Origin of the sequence: Nocardioides sp. B-3 (assembly GCF_024703895.1) — a bacterium.
Lineage (GTDB): Bacteria > Actinomycetota > Actinomycetes > Propionibacteriales > Nocardioidaceae > Nocardioides.
In genome coordinates, this window is record NZ_CP087968.1 from 2319371 (window position 1) to 2334218 (window position 14848).

General features: G+C 70.2%; 21 protein-coding genes and 3 pseudogenes. 13 read left to right on the forward strand and 11 right to left on the reverse strand.

What is annotated here, in order from left to right:
• The first annotated feature begins 23 nt into the window (after window positions 1-23).
• A complete protein-coding gene (rfbA, locus tag LP418_RS15305; protein WP_257952716.1) occupies window positions 24-899 on the forward strand; it encodes a glucose-1-phosphate thymidylyltransferase RfbA in 876 nt (291 codons plus the stop codon).
• Here rfbA and LP418_RS15310 read toward each other — a convergent pair.
• The 4 genes and pseudogenes from LP418_RS15310 to LP418_RS33550 form a co-directional block, all read right to left on the reverse strand.
• The gene (locus LP418_RS15310) at window positions 893-1198 is read right to left on the reverse strand and encodes a sugar transferase (RefSeq protein WP_257952717.1); all 306 of its coding nucleotides are present in this window, start codon (window positions 1196-1198) and stop codon (window positions 893-895) included. The two genes, rfbA and LP418_RS15310, sit on opposite strands and share 7 nt — an antisense overlap.
• Window positions 1138-1536: a sugar transferase gene (locus LP418_RS15315; RefSeq protein WP_257952718.1), complete on the reverse strand. Its 399-nt coding sequence runs from the start codon at window positions 1534-1536 to the stop codon at window positions 1138-1140. Before LP418_RS15315 ends, LP418_RS15310 begins: the two co-directional genes overlap by 61 nt.
• Before the next feature lie 61 nt (window positions 1537-1597).
• The gene (locus tag LP418_RS15320; protein ID WP_257952719.1) at window positions 1598-2539 is read right to left on the reverse strand and encodes a GDP-mannose 4,6-dehydratase; all 942 of its coding nucleotides are present in this window, start codon (window positions 2537-2539) and stop codon (window positions 1598-1600) included.
• Between the two features lie 7 nt (window positions 2540-2546).
• Window positions 2547-3603: pseudogene (locus LP418_RS33550) on the reverse strand (GDP-mannose 4,6-dehydratase).
• On the opposite strand from LP418_RS33550, the gene LP418_RS15335 reads away from it, so the two are divergent.
• Genes LP418_RS15335 through LP418_RS15350 form a run of 4 tightly spaced genes read left to right on the forward strand, consistent with a single transcriptional unit; the run spans window position 3569 to window position 5297 of the window.
• Window positions 3569-4228 carry an NAD-dependent epimerase/dehydratase family protein gene (locus tag LP418_RS15335; protein ID WP_257952720.1) on the forward strand — a complete coding sequence of 220 codons (660 nt, stop codon included), beginning with the start codon at window positions 3569-3571 and terminating at the stop codon, window positions 4226-4228. The pseudogene LP418_RS33550 and the gene LP418_RS15335 overlap by 35 nt on opposite strands.
• A 28-nt stretch (window positions 4229-4256) precedes the next feature.
• The gene (locus tag LP418_RS15340; RefSeq protein WP_257957058.1) at window positions 4257-4589 is read left to right on the forward strand and encodes a GDP-mannose 4,6-dehydratase; all 333 of its coding nucleotides are present in this window, start codon (window positions 4257-4259) and stop codon (window positions 4587-4589) included.
• Entirely contained in the window at window positions 4589-4957 is a 369-nt protein-coding gene (locus tag LP418_RS15345; RefSeq protein WP_257952721.1) for a hypothetical protein, read from the forward strand. Before LP418_RS15340 ends, LP418_RS15345 begins: the two co-directional genes overlap by 1 nt.
• Window positions 4851-5297 carry an N-acetylmuramoyl-L-alanine amidase family protein gene (locus LP418_RS15350; protein WP_257952722.1) on the forward strand — a complete coding sequence of 149 codons (447 nt, stop codon included), beginning with the start codon at window positions 4851-4853 and terminating at the stop codon, window positions 5295-5297. The genes LP418_RS15345 and LP418_RS15350 overlap by 107 nt, the downstream gene beginning before the upstream one ends.
• Window positions 5298-5304: 7 nt before the next feature.
• Here LP418_RS15350 and LP418_RS33555 read toward each other — a convergent pair whose 3' ends face one another.
• Window positions 5305-6537: a kynureninase/PvdN C-terminal domain-containing protein gene (locus tag LP418_RS33555; RefSeq protein ID WP_442939921.1), complete on the reverse strand. Its 1233-nt coding sequence runs from the start codon at window positions 6535-6537 to the stop codon at window positions 5305-5307.
• A gap of 152 nt (window positions 6538-6689) precedes the next feature.
• Here LP418_RS33555 and LP418_RS15365 point away from each other — a divergent pair, with 152 nt between their 5' ends.
• Complete coding sequence (locus tag LP418_RS15365) at window positions 6690-7544, forward strand: DUF559 domain-containing protein (protein WP_257952724.1); 855 nt, start codon at window positions 6690-6692, stop codon at window positions 7542-7544.
• Between the two features lie 68 nt (window positions 7545-7612).
• On the opposite strand, the gene LP418_RS15370 is transcribed toward LP418_RS15365, so the two are convergent.
• Together LP418_RS15370 and LP418_RS15375 are read right to left on the reverse strand one after the other, a co-directional pair.
• Window positions 7613-8203 (reverse strand): dihydropteroate synthase, encoded by a 591-nt coding sequence (locus tag LP418_RS15370; RefSeq protein WP_257952725.1) that lies wholly within the window; start codon window positions 8201-8203, stop codon window positions 7613-7615.
• Window positions 8134-8514 carry a hypothetical protein gene (locus LP418_RS15375; RefSeq protein ID WP_257952726.1) on the reverse strand — a complete coding sequence of 127 codons (381 nt, stop codon included), beginning with the start codon at window positions 8512-8514 and terminating at the stop codon, window positions 8134-8136. Before LP418_RS15375 ends, LP418_RS15370 begins: the two co-directional genes overlap by 70 nt.
• 18 nt (window positions 8515-8532) lie before the next feature.
• On the opposite strand from LP418_RS15375, the gene LP418_RS15380 reads away from it, so the two are divergent.
• Together LP418_RS15380 and LP418_RS15385 are read left to right on the forward strand one after the other, a co-directional pair.
• Entirely contained in the window at window positions 8533-8808 is a 276-nt protein-coding gene (locus tag LP418_RS15380) for a dihydrofolate reductase family protein (protein WP_257952727.1), read from the forward strand.
• A complete protein-coding gene (locus tag LP418_RS15385) occupies window positions 8805-9218 on the forward strand; it encodes a dihydrofolate reductase family protein (RefSeq protein WP_257952728.1) in 414 nt (137 codons plus the stop codon). Before LP418_RS15380 ends, LP418_RS15385 begins: the two co-directional genes overlap by 4 nt.
• Here the strand turns inward: LP418_RS15385 and fgd are convergent.
• The 3 genes and pseudogenes from fgd to LP418_RS33565 all read right to left on the reverse strand — a co-directional run.
• The gene (gene fgd, locus LP418_RS15390) at window positions 9201-10214 is read right to left on the reverse strand and encodes a glucose-6-phosphate dehydrogenase (coenzyme-F420) (RefSeq protein ID WP_257952729.1); all 1014 of its coding nucleotides are present in this window, start codon (window positions 10212-10214) and stop codon (window positions 9201-9203) included. The genes LP418_RS15385 and fgd overlap by 18 nt on opposite strands.
• A gap of 28 nt (window positions 10215-10242) precedes the next feature.
• Window positions 10243-10635: an acyl-CoA dehydrogenase family protein gene (locus LP418_RS33560; protein WP_442939922.1), complete on the reverse strand. Its 393-nt coding sequence runs from the start codon at window positions 10633-10635 to the stop codon at window positions 10243-10245.
• Between the two features lie 193 nt (window positions 10636-10828).
• Window positions 10829-11416, reverse strand: a pseudogene (locus LP418_RS33565) (acyl-CoA dehydrogenase family protein); the annotation flags it as partial.
• Between the two features lie 112 nt (window positions 11417-11528).
• Between LP418_RS33565 and LP418_RS15400 the strand changes: the two are divergent.
• The 5 genes from LP418_RS15400 to LP418_RS15420 are packed head-to-tail and all read left to right on the forward strand — an operon-like array spanning window position 11529 to window position 12749.
• Window positions 11529-11831, forward strand: a complete 303-nt coding sequence (locus tag LP418_RS15400) for a hypothetical protein (protein WP_257952730.1) — start codon at window positions 11529-11531, stop codon at window positions 11829-11831.
• Window positions 11825-11977: a hypothetical protein gene (locus LP418_RS15405; protein ID WP_257952731.1), complete on the forward strand. Its 153-nt coding sequence runs from the start codon at window positions 11825-11827 to the stop codon at window positions 11975-11977. Before LP418_RS15400 ends, LP418_RS15405 begins: the two co-directional genes overlap by 7 nt.
• On the forward strand, window positions 11977-12180 hold the full coding sequence (locus LP418_RS15410; protein ID WP_257952732.1) for a hypothetical protein: 204 nt from the start codon (window positions 11977-11979) through the stop codon (window positions 12178-12180). Before LP418_RS15405 ends, LP418_RS15410 begins: the two co-directional genes overlap by 1 nt.
• Window positions 12181-12189: 9 nt before the next feature.
• Window positions 12190-12585: a rhomboid family intramembrane serine protease gene (locus tag LP418_RS15415; RefSeq protein WP_257952733.1), complete on the forward strand. Its 396-nt coding sequence runs from the start codon at window positions 12190-12192 to the stop codon at window positions 12583-12585.
• Between the two features lie 2 nt (window positions 12586-12587).
• Window positions 12588-12749: a hypothetical protein gene (locus tag LP418_RS15420; protein ID WP_257952734.1), complete on the forward strand. Its 162-nt coding sequence runs from the start codon at window positions 12588-12590 to the stop codon at window positions 12747-12749.
• Between the two features lie 115 nt (window positions 12750-12864).
• On the opposite strand, the pseudogene typA reads toward LP418_RS15420, so the two are convergent.
• Window positions 12865-14757: pseudogene (typA, locus tag LP418_RS15425) on the reverse strand (translational GTPase TypA).
• Window positions 14758-14848: the final 91 nt, after the last annotated feature.

Consider the following 14848-nt stretch of genomic DNA (forward strand, 5'->3'; position numbering starts at 1 on the left):
CCCCGGGCCATAAGGTGACCGCCATGCGCGGAATCATTCTGGCCGGCGGCACTGGGTCGCGACTGCACCCCATCACGCAGGGCATCAGCAAGCAGCTCGTGCCGGTCTACGACAAGCCGATGATCTACTACCCGCTCTCCACCCTGATGCTCGCGGGGATCCGGGACGTCCTGATCATCACCACCCCGCACGAGGCCGAGGGCTTCCACCGGCTGCTGGGCGACGGCTCGCAGTTCGGCGTGAACATCACCTTCGCGGTGCAGCCGAGTCCCGACGGGCTGGCGCAGGCGTTCATCATCGGCGCCGACCACATCGGTGGCGAGACCGCCGGGCTCGTGCTCGGCGACAACATCTTCTACGGCACGGGCCTCGGCACCCGGCTGCGCCGGTTCGAGAACCTCGAGGGCGCCGCGGTGTTCGGCTACCACGTGGCCGACCCGAAGGCCTACGGCGTCGTCGAGTTCGACGCCGACGGCCGGGCGCTCTCGCTGGAGGAGAAGCCCGAACGCCCCAAGAGCCACTTCGCGGTGCCGGGGCTCTACTTCTACGACAACGACGTGATCGGCCACGCCGCCGACCTCAAGCCGTCGGCGCGCGGCGAGCTCGAGATCACCGACCTCAACCGGATCTATCTCGAGCAGGGCAACCTCCGGGTGGAGGTGCTGCCTCGCGGCACCGCATGGCTCGACACCGGCACGTTCGACTCGCTCAACGACGCCAGCAACTTCGTCCGCACGATCGAGGGCCGCCGGGGCTTCAAGATCGGCGCCCCCGAGGAGGTCGCCCGGCGGATGGGCTTCCTGTCCGACGCCGAGCTCGCCGAGCGGGCCGAGCCGTTGGTCAAGAGTGGCTACGGCACCTACCTGCTCGGGCTCCTCGAGGAGCAGGCGGGTCAGTAGGCCCCGCGCGGTCGCACGACCGCCGCGAAGGTGCGCGCCGGGATCATCAGGTCCCGGCGCAGCGACCAGTTGTCGACGTACTGGAGATCCAGCCTGATCGCCTCGTCCCACGGCAGGTCCGAGCGCCCGGACACCTGCCACAGGCCGGTCATCCCGGGGCGGACGCGCAGTCGTCGCCGCATCTCGGCGGTGTACGCCGATGCCTCGGTCGGCAACGGCGGGCGAGGTCCGACCGAGCTCATCTGCCCGCGGAGCACGTTGACCAGCTGGGGGAGCTCGTCCAGCGAGAACCGGCGCAACCACCGCCCCGGCCCGGTGACGCGGGGGTCGTCGGGAAGCTTGAACAGACCGCCGGTGTGGTCGAAGCGCGGTGCAGCTCGGGGAGCATCGCCTCGGCGCCCACCATCATCGAGCGGAGCTTGAGGCACTCGAACGGCTCTCCGTCGCGACCCACGCGGAGCTGGCGGAAGATCACGGGTCCACGGTCGTGCGCGCGGATCCTGATGGCTGCGACCGGGAGCACCGGTGCGAACAGCACCATCAGTGCCATCGCGCCCACGATGTCGAAGGTGCGCTTGGCGGCCCGAGGGGTCGACCACGCGGTGACGCGAGGCGTGCCAGTGCTCTCAACCGTCACGCCCGATCTCCCTCCATGGCAGATACAACGTCAGCCACGATCTCAGGTCACTGGCACGGTGTCATGAGTTCTCTCGCATGTCGGCCGCCACCATCGCGGCCACCAGCCCGTCGAAGTCCACGGTCGGCTCCCAGCCCAGCTGGTCACGGGCGTGCGTCGCATCGCCCGTGAGGTCGGTCGCGTCGGCCGGGCGGGTCAGCGCTGGGTCGCTGGACACCAGCGGCTCCCAGTCGGTGATGCCGGCGTGCCCGAAGGCGGTGGCGACGAAGTCGCACACGGTGTGACCGACGCCGGTGGCGACGACGTAGTCGTCCGGTTCGTCGGCCCGGGCGGCCCGCAGCATCGCGTCGACGTAGTCGGGCGCCCAGCCCCAGTCTCGCCTTGCCTCGAGGTTGCCGAGGGTGAGGGTGCCGGCTCGGCCATGTGCGATGGCGGCGACCCCCGCGGTGATCTTGCGCGTCACGAATCTCTCGGGCCGGCGCGGGGATTCGTGGTTGTAGAGCACGAGGCTGGACGCGTGCGCTCCGCGCTGGCGTTGTACGCCGATCGCGAGATGTGCGTAGGCCTTCGCGGCGCCGTACGGGTTGAGCGGACGGACCGGCGTGGTCTCGCTCTGGGGAGAGGAGTCGGGTTGTCCGAAGATCTCGGCGCTGGACGCCCGGATGAAGCGGACGTGGTCGCCGACCTGCCGGGCGGACTCCATCAGCGCGACCGCGGCCGGGCCGTTGACGCGGGCGACCGTGTCGGGCTCGTCCCACGACTGCGCGACGGAGCTGATCGCCGCGAGGTTGTAGACCTCGTCGGGCGCGAGATCGAGGACGAGCCGACGGATGGCCTCGACGTCGGTGAGGTCGCCGTGGTGCAGCGTGACCCCCGTCGGTGTGTACGGCGACGCGTCGTCGCGCAGGACGAGCGCGTGCACCTCGACGCCCTCCGCGAGCAGCCGCTCGGCGAGGTAGCTGCCGTCCCGGCCACTGATGCCGGTGACGAGTGCCCCGGTCACCGGTGTCTCACCAGCCGGCCTTGAGGGCCGCGACGTCGGCGTCGACCATCATCGCGATGAGCTCCTCGAAGCGCACCGTCGGCTCCCAGCCGAGCACCTCGCGGGCCTTGCTCGCGTCGCCGATCAGCTCGTCCACCTCGGCGGGGCGCATGAAGGCCGGGTCCCGGCGGACGTAGCGCTTCCAGTCGTCGATGCCGACGTGGGCGAAGGCGATGCGGACGAGCTCCTCGATCGTGTGCGTCTCGCCGGTCGCGATGACGTAGTCGTCACCCTCGGGCTGCTGCAGCATCCGCCACATCGCGTCGACGTAGTCGCCGGCGAAGCCCCAGTCGCGACGCGGTCGAGGTTGCCCATGACCAGCTCGTCCCGGAGGCCGAGCTTGATCGCGGCGACGGCCTTGCTGACCTTGCGCGTCACGAACTCCTCGCCGCGGCGCGGTGACTCGTGGTTGAAGAGGATCCCGGAGCTGGCGTGCATGCCGTAGGACTCGCGGTAGTTGATGGTCATGTAGTGGCCGTAGACCTTGCTCACGCCGTACGGCGAACGCGGCCACAGCAGGGTCTTCTCGTGCTGCGGCGTCTCCTGCACCTTGCCGAACATCTCCGAGCTCGAGGCTCGGTAGAAACGCACGGCCGACGGGTCGTCGCCGGCGTGCAGCCGGACCGCCTCCAGCAGGTTGAGGACGCCCATGCCGGTCACGTCGCTGGTGACGAACGCGTTCTCCCGGGAGTAGGCGACGAAGCTGACGGCGCCGAGGTTGTAGACCTCGTCCGGGTTGGACTCGCGCAGCCGCGCATCAGGCTGGACAGGTCGGTGAGGTCACCGTTGTGGAGCCGGACGTCGGGCACGAGGCGCTCGACGAGCTCGCGGCGCGGGTTGTTCTGGCCGCGGATCACGCCGTGGACGTCGTACCCCTTCGCGAGCAGCAGCTCCGCGAGGTAGAGGCCGTCCCGGCCGGTGATCCCGGTGATGAGAGCGGTGGGCATGAGGGTGAGTCTGGCAGCCGCCCCGGCCGTAGGCTTCCGCACCATGAAGATCCTCGTCACCGGCGGCGCCGGGTACATCGGTTCACACACAGTCCTCGAGCTGCTGGCGCACGACCACGTCGTCGAGGTGCTCGACAACTTCGACAACTCCTCGGCCGAGTCGATCCGGCGTGTGGAGAAGCTGTCGGGACGTGACGTGGGCGTGCACGAGCTCGACCTGCGCGACGAGCCGGCCGTGACGGCGCTGTTCGCCGAAGGTGGCTACGACGCAGTGATCCACTTCGCCGGGCACAAGGCCGTCGGGGAGAGCGTGGCCAAGCCGCTCGACTACTACGGCAACAACCTCGAGTCGACGCTCGTGCTGCTGCGGGCGATGGCCGCCTCGAGCACGCGTCAGCTGGTCTTCTCCTCCTCCGCGACGGTCTATGGCGACCTCGCGCCGGTGCCCTACCAGGAGGACCACGAACCGCTCGGCGCCAGCAACCCCTACGGCTGGACGAAGGTGATGATCGAGCAGATGCTCAAGGATCTCGCCGTCTCCGACCCATCGTGGCGCATCGGCATCCTTCGCTACTTCAACCCCGTCGGGGCGCACGAGTCCGGCGAGATCGGTGAGGACCCGTCGGGCATCCCCAACAACCTGACGCCCTACATCGCCCGGGTCGCGGTCGGTCGCCGCGAGTCGCTTCCAGGTCTTCGGTGACGACTACGCCACCCCCGACGGGACCCCGCTGCGCGACTACATCCACGTGCTCGACCTCGCCGCGGGCCACGTGGCTGCGCTGGAGCACCTGTCGTCATCCGAGGGCGGCGCCCGCGCCCGGAACCTCGGCACCGGGCGCGGCACCTCCGTCCTCGAGATGATCGCGGCGTTCGAGAGGGCCGCCGGCAAGGAGATCCCCTACACCGTGATGCCCCGTCGCGCCGGAGACCTGACCGAGACCTACGGCGACCCGACTCGCGCCGAGGCCGAGCTGGGCTGGAAGGCCACCCGGTCGATCGACGACATGGTCACCGACCTCTGGCGCTGGCAGTCGCAGAACCCCGAGGGCTTCTCGGCCTGATGCTCGCGTCGCTGGCCGGTGCCCTGCTGGTGGCGTCGACGCCACTGGCGGGAACCACCATCGTCATCGACCCCGGACACCAGCTGGGCAACCACAACTTCCCGTCCCGGATCAACCGGCTCGTGCCGGCCGGCGGGTTCGACAAACCCTGCAACACCACGGGTACGGCGACCAACGGCGGCTACCCCGAGGCGACGTTCTGCCCGGGAGGTGTCGGTCGCACTGCGGGCCCGTCTGCGAGACCCGGGTGCGCGCGTCGTGATGACGCGGACCTCCAACCGCGAGGACCGTTGGGGACCGTGCGTCGATGCCCGCGGCCGGGCGGGGAACCGCATCCACGCCGACCTCAAGGTCTCCGTGCACGGTGACGGCTCGTATGCCGCCGGCGCCCGTGGCTTCCACGTCATCGCGCCGGCCGACCGCTCGCCGTGGACCTCCGACATCCACCGGCCCTCGTTGCGGCTGGCGGGCGCCGTACGCACCGGGCTGCTGTCGTCCGGGTTCCCGGTCGCCAACTACATCGCCGGCGGCGACGGGCTCGACGTCCGCTCAGACCTCGGCACGCTCAACCTCTCCGACATCCCGACCGTGATGGTCGAGCTCGGCAACATGCGCAACGCGGGCGAGGCTGCCGTGATGACGTCGGCCCGCGGCCGGGGGCGGTACGCCGATGGGCTGGCCACCGGGATCCGCCGCTTCCTGCGCTGACCGCCCCTCAGGTGACGGCGAGGCGGGTGGCGTACTTCGGCTCGCGCCAGATCTCGGTCGTCAGGACATCGGTGAGCACGTCGACGGCGTCCCACACATCGGCGTACCCGACATAGAGCGGGGTGAAGCCGAACCGCATCAGGTCGGGCGCCCGGAAGTCGCCGATCACGCCGCGCTCGATGAGGGCCTGCATGGGGGCGTAGCCGTCCTCGTGGCGCAGGGAGACCCGGCTGCCGCGGACCGCGTGGTCGAGGGGCGTGACGACCTCGACGTGGTCGCCCACGCGTCCCTCGACCAGCGAGATGAAGAGGTCCGTCAGGGCCGGGCTCTTCGCGCGTACGGCGTCGAGCGAGACCTCGTCCCACAGGGAGAGGCTCGCCTCGAGCCCGGCATAGCTGAGCAGGTGCGGGGTGCCGACCGGGGAAGCGGGTGATGCCCGGGGCCGGCTCATAGGAAGGCGTGAACGCGAACGGGTCGGCGTGCCCGTGCCAGCCGGACAGCGGCTGGGTGACGGCGTCCCGGGTGACGCGTCGCGACGTAGATGAAGGCGGGGGCGCCGGGGCCGCCGTTCACGTACTTGTACGTGCAGCCGACGGCGAAGTCCGCGCCGCACCCGTCGAGGTCGATCGGGAGCGCACCGACGCTGTGGCACAGGTCCCAGATCATCAGCGCACCCGCGGCCTGCACCTGCGCGGTGACGGCGGCCATGTCGTACATCCGACCGGTCCGGTAGTCGACGTGCGTGAGCACCACCGCGGCGACGTCTCCGTCGAGCACGTCCTCCGGGGGACGGACCGTCGGCCGAGACCAGCCGTTGCTCGTGACCGGCGGCCGCGCCCTGCATCATGTAGAGGTCAGTGGGGAAGTTGTCGCGATCGCCCACGACCACGCGGCGATCGGCGCGCAGACCGAGCGCCGCGGTCAGCGCCTTGAAGACGTTGATCGAGGTCGAGTCGCACACCACGACTCGGCCCGCCCCGGCGCCGATCAGCCGACCGACCCGGTCACCGAGGGTGCGGGGCGCGTCGAACCAGCCGGCGTCGTTCCAGCTGCGGATCAGCCCCTGTCCCCACTCCTCGGCGACGACGTTCTGCACGTGCGCGGCCGTCCGCTTCGGGAGCGCCCCCAGCGAGTTGCCGTCGAGGTAGATCACGCCCTCCGGCAGGACGAACTCGTGCCGGAAGGAAGCCAACGGATCGCTCGCATCGAGCGCCGGGCAGTCAGATCGGGTCGGGCTCATGTAGCGACTGTATGTGGGCGCACAACTGAGGCAGTTGGAGTCGTCGAGCAAGTCGGCGAGCGTGCCGCTGTCGCCGTACCCGATCAACTGCCTCACGTGTGCCTATGGACAGCGAGATGCGAGCAGCAGCCGGATCGGTCAGTGTCGGCGGCATGAGTGACGGCAGGTTCAGTCCGGAGGAGCTCGTCCGCATGTTCGGCGGCGTGCTGGAGTACGGCGCCCTCACCGAGCTGGCCACACGATCGGAGATCGACCGATCGCTGGCGAGCGGTTCGATTGTTCGACTGCGGCGGGGACTCTATGCGCTCTCCTCCGAGGGGGCTCGGGAGACGGCCGTGGCGATCGGCGGCCACGTCTCCCACCTCAGCGCTGCGGTGCACCACGGCTGGAAGGTCAAGACCGTGCCGGATCGGCCATGCATCACGATCCGACGCAACCGGGCCCGGCCGGAGGAGGACGTGGAGGTGCACTGGGCGGAGGTTGCGCCGACGCAGCAGTCAGAGGGCGTGACCCGCCCTGTCCGCACGGTCATCGACTGTGCCCGGGCCTACGCCTACGACGAAGCGCTGTCCGTCGCCGACTCTGCCCTGCGGTCGGGCGACGTGACGCAGCAGGAATTGCTGGAGGCAGCAGCCCGGTCGCCCCGGACCGGCCGGCCGCGTGCACTCAAGGTGGCCGCGGCCGCGGACGGCAGGGCGGACAACCCGTTCGAGTCGTGCACGCGGGCGATCTGCCACGAAGTGCCGGGGCTCGAGGTGGAGCCCCGTGTCTTCATCCCGGGCATCGGCACGGTCGACTCGGCCGACCGGAGGCTGCGGATCATCATCGAGTGCGACTCGTTCGAGTTCCACAGCGACCGCGACGCCCTCCGCAAGGACATCCGCCGCTACACCGAGGCCGCGCGACGTGGCTGGGTCGTCCTGAGGTTCACGTGGGAGCAGGTCATGTCGGACCAGGGACTACGTCCGATCAGTTCTGGCCGATGTGGTGCGACTTCGCATGTCTGAGGCAGTTGGGTGTTCGTGCGCGGCGGATGAGCGTTGAGACAGCGCCGTTGCCGACCAACTGCCTCAGATCATCGGACCTCCGGGGCCCGGAGCGCGTTGAGCACGACGCGCAGGTGGGGAACTTCGTGGATGCGGAGCAGGTGGGCTCCGCCGAGCGCGGCCAGCACCCCGTAGAACCCCTCGGCCTTGCGGAACTCGTCGCCGAAGAGGTCATAGGTGTGCGGCAGCACGTTGCACACCGGCACCCCGAGCGGCCGCAGCCGGAAGGTCTGGGTCAGCACGCGGGTCTGGTGCCGTGACCGCTCCAGCGGGTCGAGCAGGTTGCCGTAGTGGAAGCCCATCCCGGGGTCGATGACGACGCGGTCGACGCCGAGCTCGCGAGCCCTCTCGAGTCGTACGGCGAAGTGCTCGAGCAGCACGGGCATCGGGTCGCCGTCGGGCGGGACGTCGGTGGGTTCTCGGACATTCGCGGCGTCGCCGAAGCACATCACCACCGCCGCCTCGTGCTCCGCGGCGAGCGTGAGCATCTCGTCCTCGTGCTCGCGGCCGGTCATGTTCAGGATCCCGGCACCGGCGGCGAGGCACGCCTTCACCACGCGCGGCTCGTAGGTCTCGACGGACACGATCGCGTGCTCGGCCAGCCCCTCGACGGCCGGCACCGGGGTCGCGATCTGCTGGTCGGGGCCGACCCGGGCGGCGCGCGTTGCTGGACTCCGCACCGAGGTCGATGATCGCGGCACCCCCGGGCGACCCGGATCCGGCCCATCCGCACGGCGTCGGCCGGCGAGGTCGCGACGCTCTCGCGATAGGTCGAGTCGCGCGACAGGTTGACGCAGCCCATCAGGGTCACGGGGCCGTCGCCGACGACGACATCCCCGTGCGGTGAGGAGAAGACGACCGGCGTCACGGGCGCGGCCCATGCGTCGCCGTGCTCCGTGTGCAGTGAGCCGAGGTCGGCAAGCGTGATCACGGGAGCCACACTAGGACGGTGACCGAACTCAGCCTGCAGCCACTGGCCGACCTGTCCGACGCCGAGCTCGCCGAGGCCTACGCCCCCCGCGCGGAGCCGTGGTTGCGCGTCAACTTCGTCAGCACGGTCGACGGCGCGGCGCAGGGCACGGACGGGCTGAGCAAGAGCATCAACAACGCCGCGGACATGCGGGTCTTCAACGCGCTCCGCGACCGCGCCGACTGCCCGGTCGTCGGGGCCGGCACGCTGCGGGCGGAGGGCTACCAGTCCCGAGGAAGCCGCTCGTGGTCGTGAGTCGTTCAGGCCGGGTCCCCGAGAGCCCGGTCGACGCGCCGCCCGGGCGGATCACGATGGCGACCGTCGCGACGGCGCCGCACCCGGCCGAGACGAGGTCACGCATCGGCATCGAGAACACGCTCGTCCTCGGCGAGGGGGAGGTCGACCTGAAAGCCATGAAGGCCGAGCTGGCGACGCGGGGTTGGCGAGACCAGCTGTCCGAGGGCGGGCCGCACCTGTTCGGCTCGCTCCTCGCCGCCGGTGTGGTCGACGAGCTTTGCCACACGATCGTGCCGCGCCTCATCGGCGGCGCGCACCTGCGGATCCCGGCGGGAGTTGACGTGGACGTGGCCCCGGAGCCGGTGTCCCTGCTCGAGCAGGACGGCACGCTGCTCGGACGCTGGCTGGTGTCAGAGACCCGCGGCTGACGCCCGGGCGCGGAGGAGAGGCAGCACGTCCTTCTCGTACGCCGCCATGAACCGCGCCTGGTCCGGACCCGGCGCGTGGAAGACGAGATGGCGGAACCCCATCTCGACGTACTCCCAGATCTTCTCGACGTGCTCGTCGGGGTCGCTGGAGACGATGAAGCGGGAAGCCGTCCGCTCGACCGGGAGCGCGTCGGCGAGGCGCTGCATCTCGATCGGGTCCTCGACCCCGGTCTTCTCGTCGGACGAGAGCGCCAGCGCGCCCCAGAAGCGGGTGTCGTCCATCGCGCGGGAGAGGTCCTCGTCGAAGGAGACCTTCACCTCGATCATCAGGTCGAGGTCGTCCAGCGTCCGGTCCGACTTGGCCGCGCCCTCGGCGAGTGCGGGCAGCAGCGTGTCGACGTACAACGAACGGCCCTTGCCGCTGGTGCAGATGAACCCGTCGCCGACCCGGCCGGCGAGTCGCGTGGCGGAGGGGCCCGACGCGGCGACGTACAACGGGACGGGCTGCTCGGGAAGGTCGTAGATCGTGGCGTTGGCGAGCTGGTAGTAGGTGCCGTCGAAGGTGACGCGCTCGCCGGCCCACAGGGACTGGATGACCCGGAGCGCTTCCTTGAGGCGGGCGAAGCGTTCCTTCCCCTCGGGCCACTCGAGCCCGAGCGGTGCCTCGTTGAGGGACTCGCCGGAGCCGACGCCGAGGATGATCCGGCCCGGGGCCGGGCAGCCCAGCGTCGCGAAGGCCTGAGCGATCACGCCGGGGTGGTAGCGGAAGGTCGGGGTCAGCACGCTGGTGCCGATGGCGACCCGGGTGGTACGCGCGGCGACCGCACCCAGCCACGGCAGCGCGGCAGGGGCGTGACCGCCGTCGTGGCGCCACGGCTGCAGGTGGTCGCTGATGAAGACCGAGTCGAAGCCGGACTCCTCGGCGAGCACCGCCGGGTCGGCGAGCTCGCGAGGGGCGAACTGCTCGGAGGATGCCTTGTAGCCGAACCTGAGCATGCGGAGTCCTTCAGTCTGGATGGGGCGGTCAGCCGATTGTGTCGCGGCTGATGGATCCCGAGTTGTCCTTGGCCAGTGAGCGGGAGATGACCATCCGCTGGATCTGGTTGGTGCCCTCGAAGATCTGCATCACCTTGGCCTCGCGCATGTAGCGCTCGACCGGGAAGTCGCGGGTGTAGCCGTAGCCGCCGAGGACCCGGACGGCGTCGGTGGTCACCTTCATCGCGTTGTCGGTGGCGACCATCTTGGCGATGGAGGCCTCGCGCGAGAAGGGCTTGCCGGCGTCCTTGAGGCGTGCGGCGTGCAGGAGCGTGGCGCGCGCGGAGACGATCGCGGCCTCCATGTCGGCGAGCACGAAGGCCAAGCCCCGGTGCTCGATGATCTTCTTGCCGAAGGTCTCGCGCTCGCGGGCGTAGGCCACGGCCGCGTCGAGGGCGCCCCCGGGCGAGCCCGGTCGCGACCGCGGCGATCCCGAGCCGCCCGGAGTCGAGCCCGGCGAGGGCGATCTTGAGCCCGTCGCCCTCCTCGCCGAGCCGGCGCTCGGCGGGGACCCGGACGTCGTCGAAGCGCATGGTCGCGGTCGCCGAACCGGTGAGCCCCATCTTCCGCTCCGGGGCGTCGGCGGTGAGACCTTCCGACGAGGCGGGGACCGGGAAGCACGAGATCCCGCCCCGGTCCTCGGAGGTCCGCGCCATCACCTTGTAGAAGTCGGCGTGGCCACCGTGCGTGGTCCACGCCTTCGCGCCGTTGAGGACGTAGGAGTCACCGTCGCGTCGAGCGGTGGTCTTCATCGCCGCGGGGTCGGAGCCGGCGTGCGCCTCGGAGAGGCAGTAGGCGCCGAGCAGGTCGCCCGACAGCATGTCGGGCAGCCACTCCTGCTTCTGTTCCTCGGTGCCCGCGGTGACGAGCCCGAAGCACGACAGCGCGTGCACCGAGACGCCGACGCCGACCGACGACCAGACGGCCGCGATCTCCTCGAGCACCTGCAGGTAGACCTCGTAGGGCTGGCCGCCACCGCCGTACTCCTCGGCATAGGGCAGGCCCGGGATCCCGGCCTCGCCGAGCAGCCGGAAGACGTCGCGCGGGAACGTCTCGGTCGCCTCGGCCTCGGCCGATCGGGGCGCGAGCTCCTTGGCGGCGATCTCACGGACGAGCTTGAGCAGCTCGACGGATTCCTCTGACGGCAGGGTGCGGGGAGGCAGTCATGCGACGGACGTTACCGCTGCCGCTCCGGCGGCAGGACGGGTAGTCCGTCAGGGCCATCTCTGTGAGTTGGCCGCCGTGTCCGTCCGGTCAGGACTAGGTTCGTCCATCATGGGTGATCGTTGGGTTCCGTACGCCGCTGCAGCGCTCGCCTCAGGCGCCTGCGCGCTGGTCATGGGCGCCCTCACGCTGCCCTCCTCGCCCAACGGCACCGACCTCGTCAGCACCTTGCAAGCCGCCCCGGACCGCTGGTTGCTGGCGTCGGCGGCGTTCATGTATGCCGCCTTCGCGCTGACCCTCGGCATCCCGACCTTCCTGCGCCTGCTGACCAAGCGCGGCCGCGGCACGGGCCAGTCGGTGCCGCAGTCTTCGCCTTCGGCACCATCGGCACGGCCGGCTACGCCGCGATGCTGATCCTCTTCCGCGCCCTCGTCGTCAACGTGCAGATCGAGGAGGACGCGGTCGATGCACTGTCGCGCGACGCCGGTCTCAACATCTACATGGGGGCCTTCGTGCTGGCCTTCGTCGCGGGGCTGCTGCTGCTCGGCATCGCGTGCTGATGGGCGGCGCCGTCGCGCGCTGGATCCCCGTGCTGCTGATCGCCTACGCGCTGACCGTGCCGCTCACGCGGTTCCTCCCCGACGGGTGGCAGGGGGCGCACAGCACGATCCCGGGGGCCGCCCTGATCGGCGTCGCCGTCAGCGCCAACGAGTCGTGGTCCGGTGTCTCCCGTCGCGTCCAGCAGCTGCAACCTCCCTCGTAGGCTTGCGAGGTGAGCACATCGCCGTACGCCCGCCGCAATCCGCAGTGGCGCGTCGCGGGCGTGTGGAGCGCAGGTTTCGTCGGGGTGCTGTGGCTCTCCGAGATCATCGACACGGTGCTGGACAACCGCCTCGACCGTGAGGGCATCCGGCCCGGCAGCAGCGAGGGGCTGCTCGGGATCCTCTTCGCACCGCTCCTGCACGGCGGGTTCGGGCACCTGATCGCCAACACCGTGCCGCTGCTCGTGCTGGGCTTCCCGGTGCTGTTGTCCGGCCTGCGCCAGTGGCTCGTGGTCACGGCCGCGGTCTGGCTCATCGGTGGCTTCAGGGACATGGCTGTTCGGCGGCCCGGGCACGCTGCACATTGGCGCGTCCGGGCTGGTGTTCGGGGTGGCTGGCCTACCTGATCGTGCGCAGCTTCTTCAACCGCCAACCGACACAGATCCTCATCGGCGTCGCGGTGTTCTCGGTGTACGGCGGGGCGCTGCTGGGCGTGCTTCCCGGCCAGCCCGGGATCTCTGGCAGGGCCACCTCTTCGGCGCCGTGGGTGGCGTCGTGGTGGCGTGGTTGATGTCGCCCCGCGCGTACCCCGAAATCTGTAACGCCGGGTCAGAAGCTGTACCCACCCTGAAATATCAGGGGTGGAACAAGCACCAACCCGGCGTTACAGCAGCTGGAGCTGATGGCTAGCGGTTGGCCTTGCGACTCTGCGACGCGGTCTTGGCACGCGCGTTGGCGTCGAGGACGACCTTGCGGATGCGGACGGCGTCGGGGGTGACCTCGACGCACTCGTCGTCGCGGCAGAACTCCGGGCACTGCTCCAGCGACAGCTTGCGCGGCGGGATCAGCTTCTCGAAGTTGTCGGAGGTGGCGGACCGGATGTTGGTCTGCTGCTTCTCCTTGGTGATGTTGACGTCCATGTCGTCGGCGCGGGAGTTCTCGCCGATGATCATGCCCTCGTAGACCTCGGTGGTGGGCTCGACGAACATGATCCCCCGCTCCTGCAGGTTGGTCATGGCGTAGGCCGTCGCGGCGCCCTTGCGGTCGGCGACGAGCGAGCCGTTGGTGCGCGAGCGGATCTCGCCGGCCCACGGCTCGTAGCCCTCGGAGATGCCGTGCGCGATGCCGGTGCCGCGGGTGTCGGTGAGGAACTGGGTGCGGAAGCCGATCAGGCCGCGCGCCGGGACCAGGAACTCCATGCGCACCCAGCCGGTGCCGTGGTTGGTCATCTGCTCCATGCGGCCCTTGCGGGCGGCGAGCAGCTCGGTGATCGTGCCGAGGTATTCCTCGGGGGGCGTCGATGGTGAGGCGCTCGAACGGCTCGTGCACCTTGCCGTTGACCTCCTTGGTGACAACCTGCGGCTTGCCGACGGTGAGCTCGAAGCCCTCACGACGCATCTGCTCGACCCGGGATGGCCAGCGCCAGCTCGCCGCGGCCCCTGGACCTCCCACGCGTCAGGGACGCTCGGTCGGGAGGATGCGCAGCGACACGTTGCCGACGAGCTCGGAGTCGAGGCGGTCCTTGACGAGGCGGGCCGTGACCTTGCCGCCCTTGGTGCGGCCGACGAGCGGAGACGTGTTGGTGCCGATCGTCATCGAGATGGCGGGCTCGTCGACGTGGATGAGCGGCAGCGCGACCGGGTTCTCCGGGTCGGCCGGGGTCTCACCGATGGTGATCTCCGGGATGCCGGCGATGGCGACGATGTCGCCGGGGCCGGCCGACTCGCCCGGCTGGCGCTCGAGGCCCTCGGTGACGAGGAGCTCGGTGATCTTGACGTTCTTGACCTCGCCGTCGCGACGCATCCAAGGCGACGGTCTGGCCCTTCTTCAGGGTGCCCTCGTGGACGCGGACCAGCGCGAGCCGGCCGAGGAACGGCGAGGCATCGAGGTTGGTGACGTGGGCCTGCAGCGGCGCGCCCTCGGTGTAGACGGGGGCGGGGATGGTCTCGAGGATCGTCTTGAACAGCGGCTCGAGGTCGCTGCCCTCGGGCATGGTGCCGTCCTCGGGAGCCGTGAGGCTGGCGATGCCGGCGCGGCCCGAGGCGTAGACGACGGGGAAGTCGAGGGCCTCCCCGGCTGTGGCTCTCGTCGAGGAGGTCCATGAAGAGCTCGTAGGTCTCGTCGACGACCTCGGCGATGCGGGCGTCGCTGCGGTCGGTCTTGTTGACGACCGGGATCACCGGCATGTCGGCGTTGAGCGCCTTGCGCAGCACGAAGCGGGTCTGGGGGAGCGGGCCCTCGGAGGCGTCCACGAGCAGCACGATGCCGTCGACCATGGACAGGCCGCGCTCGACCTCGCCACCGAAGTCGGCGTGACCGGGGGTGTCGATGATGTTGATGACCATCGGCTGACCGCCACCGGCCGGACCGGCGTAGTGCACGGCGGTGTTCTTGGCGAGGATCGTGATGCCCTTCTCGCGCTCGAGGTCGCCGGAGTCCATGACCCGCTCGGCAACGCTCTCGGCCCGGTGCGCGGTGAAGGCGCCGGCCTGACGCAGCATGGCGTCGACGAGCGTGGTCTTGCCATGGTCGACGTGGGCGACGATGGCGACGTTGCGGAGATCTGAACGTGCAGGCATGCGAAAAGCACTCGCTTTCAAGTAATGAGGGCGCGGGTTAGACGCGCCGCCCAAGGTTACCGGCGTCTTGGGGCTGGCCCCGAATCCCAAG

Excerpts from the sequence above, each read along its gene's own strand:
- rfbA (WP_257952716.1), top strand. The coding sequence starts at position 24 with ATGCGCGGAATCATTCTGGCCGGCGGCACTGGGTCGCGACTGCACCCC.
- LP418_RS15335 (WP_257952720.1), top strand. The coding sequence starts at position 3,569 with ATGAAGATCCTCGTCACCGGCGGCGCCGGGTACATCGGTTCACACACA.
- LP418_RS15345 (WP_257952721.1), top strand. The coding sequence starts at position 4,589 with ATGCTCGCGTCGCTGGCCGGTGCCCTGCTGGTGGCGTCGACGCCACTG.
- LP418_RS15350 (WP_257952722.1), top strand. The coding sequence starts at position 4,851 with ATGACGCGGACCTCCAACCGCGAGGACCGTTGGGGACCGTGCGTCGAT.
- LP418_RS33555 (WP_442939921.1), bottom strand. The coding sequence starts at position 6,537 with ATGAGCCCGACCCGATCTGACTGCCCGGCGCTCGATGCGAGCGATCCG.
- LP418_RS15365 (WP_257952724.1), top strand. The coding sequence starts at position 6,690 with ATGAGTGACGGCAGGTTCAGTCCGGAGGAGCTCGTCCGCATGTTCGGC.
- fgd (WP_257952729.1), bottom strand. The coding sequence starts at position 10,214 with ATGCTCAGGTTCGGCTACAAGGCATCCTCCGAGCAGTTCGCCCCTCGC.
- LP418_RS15400 (WP_257952730.1), top strand. The coding sequence starts at position 11,529 with ATGGGTGATCGTTGGGTTCCGTACGCCGCTGCAGCGCTCGCCTCAGGC.
- LP418_RS15405 (WP_257952731.1), top strand. The coding sequence starts at position 11,825 with ATGCTGATCCTCTTCCGCGCCCTCGTCGTCAACGTGCAGATCGAGGAG.
- LP418_RS15410 (WP_257952732.1), top strand. The coding sequence starts at position 11,977 with ATGGGCGGCGCCGTCGCGCGCTGGATCCCCGTGCTGCTGATCGCCTAC.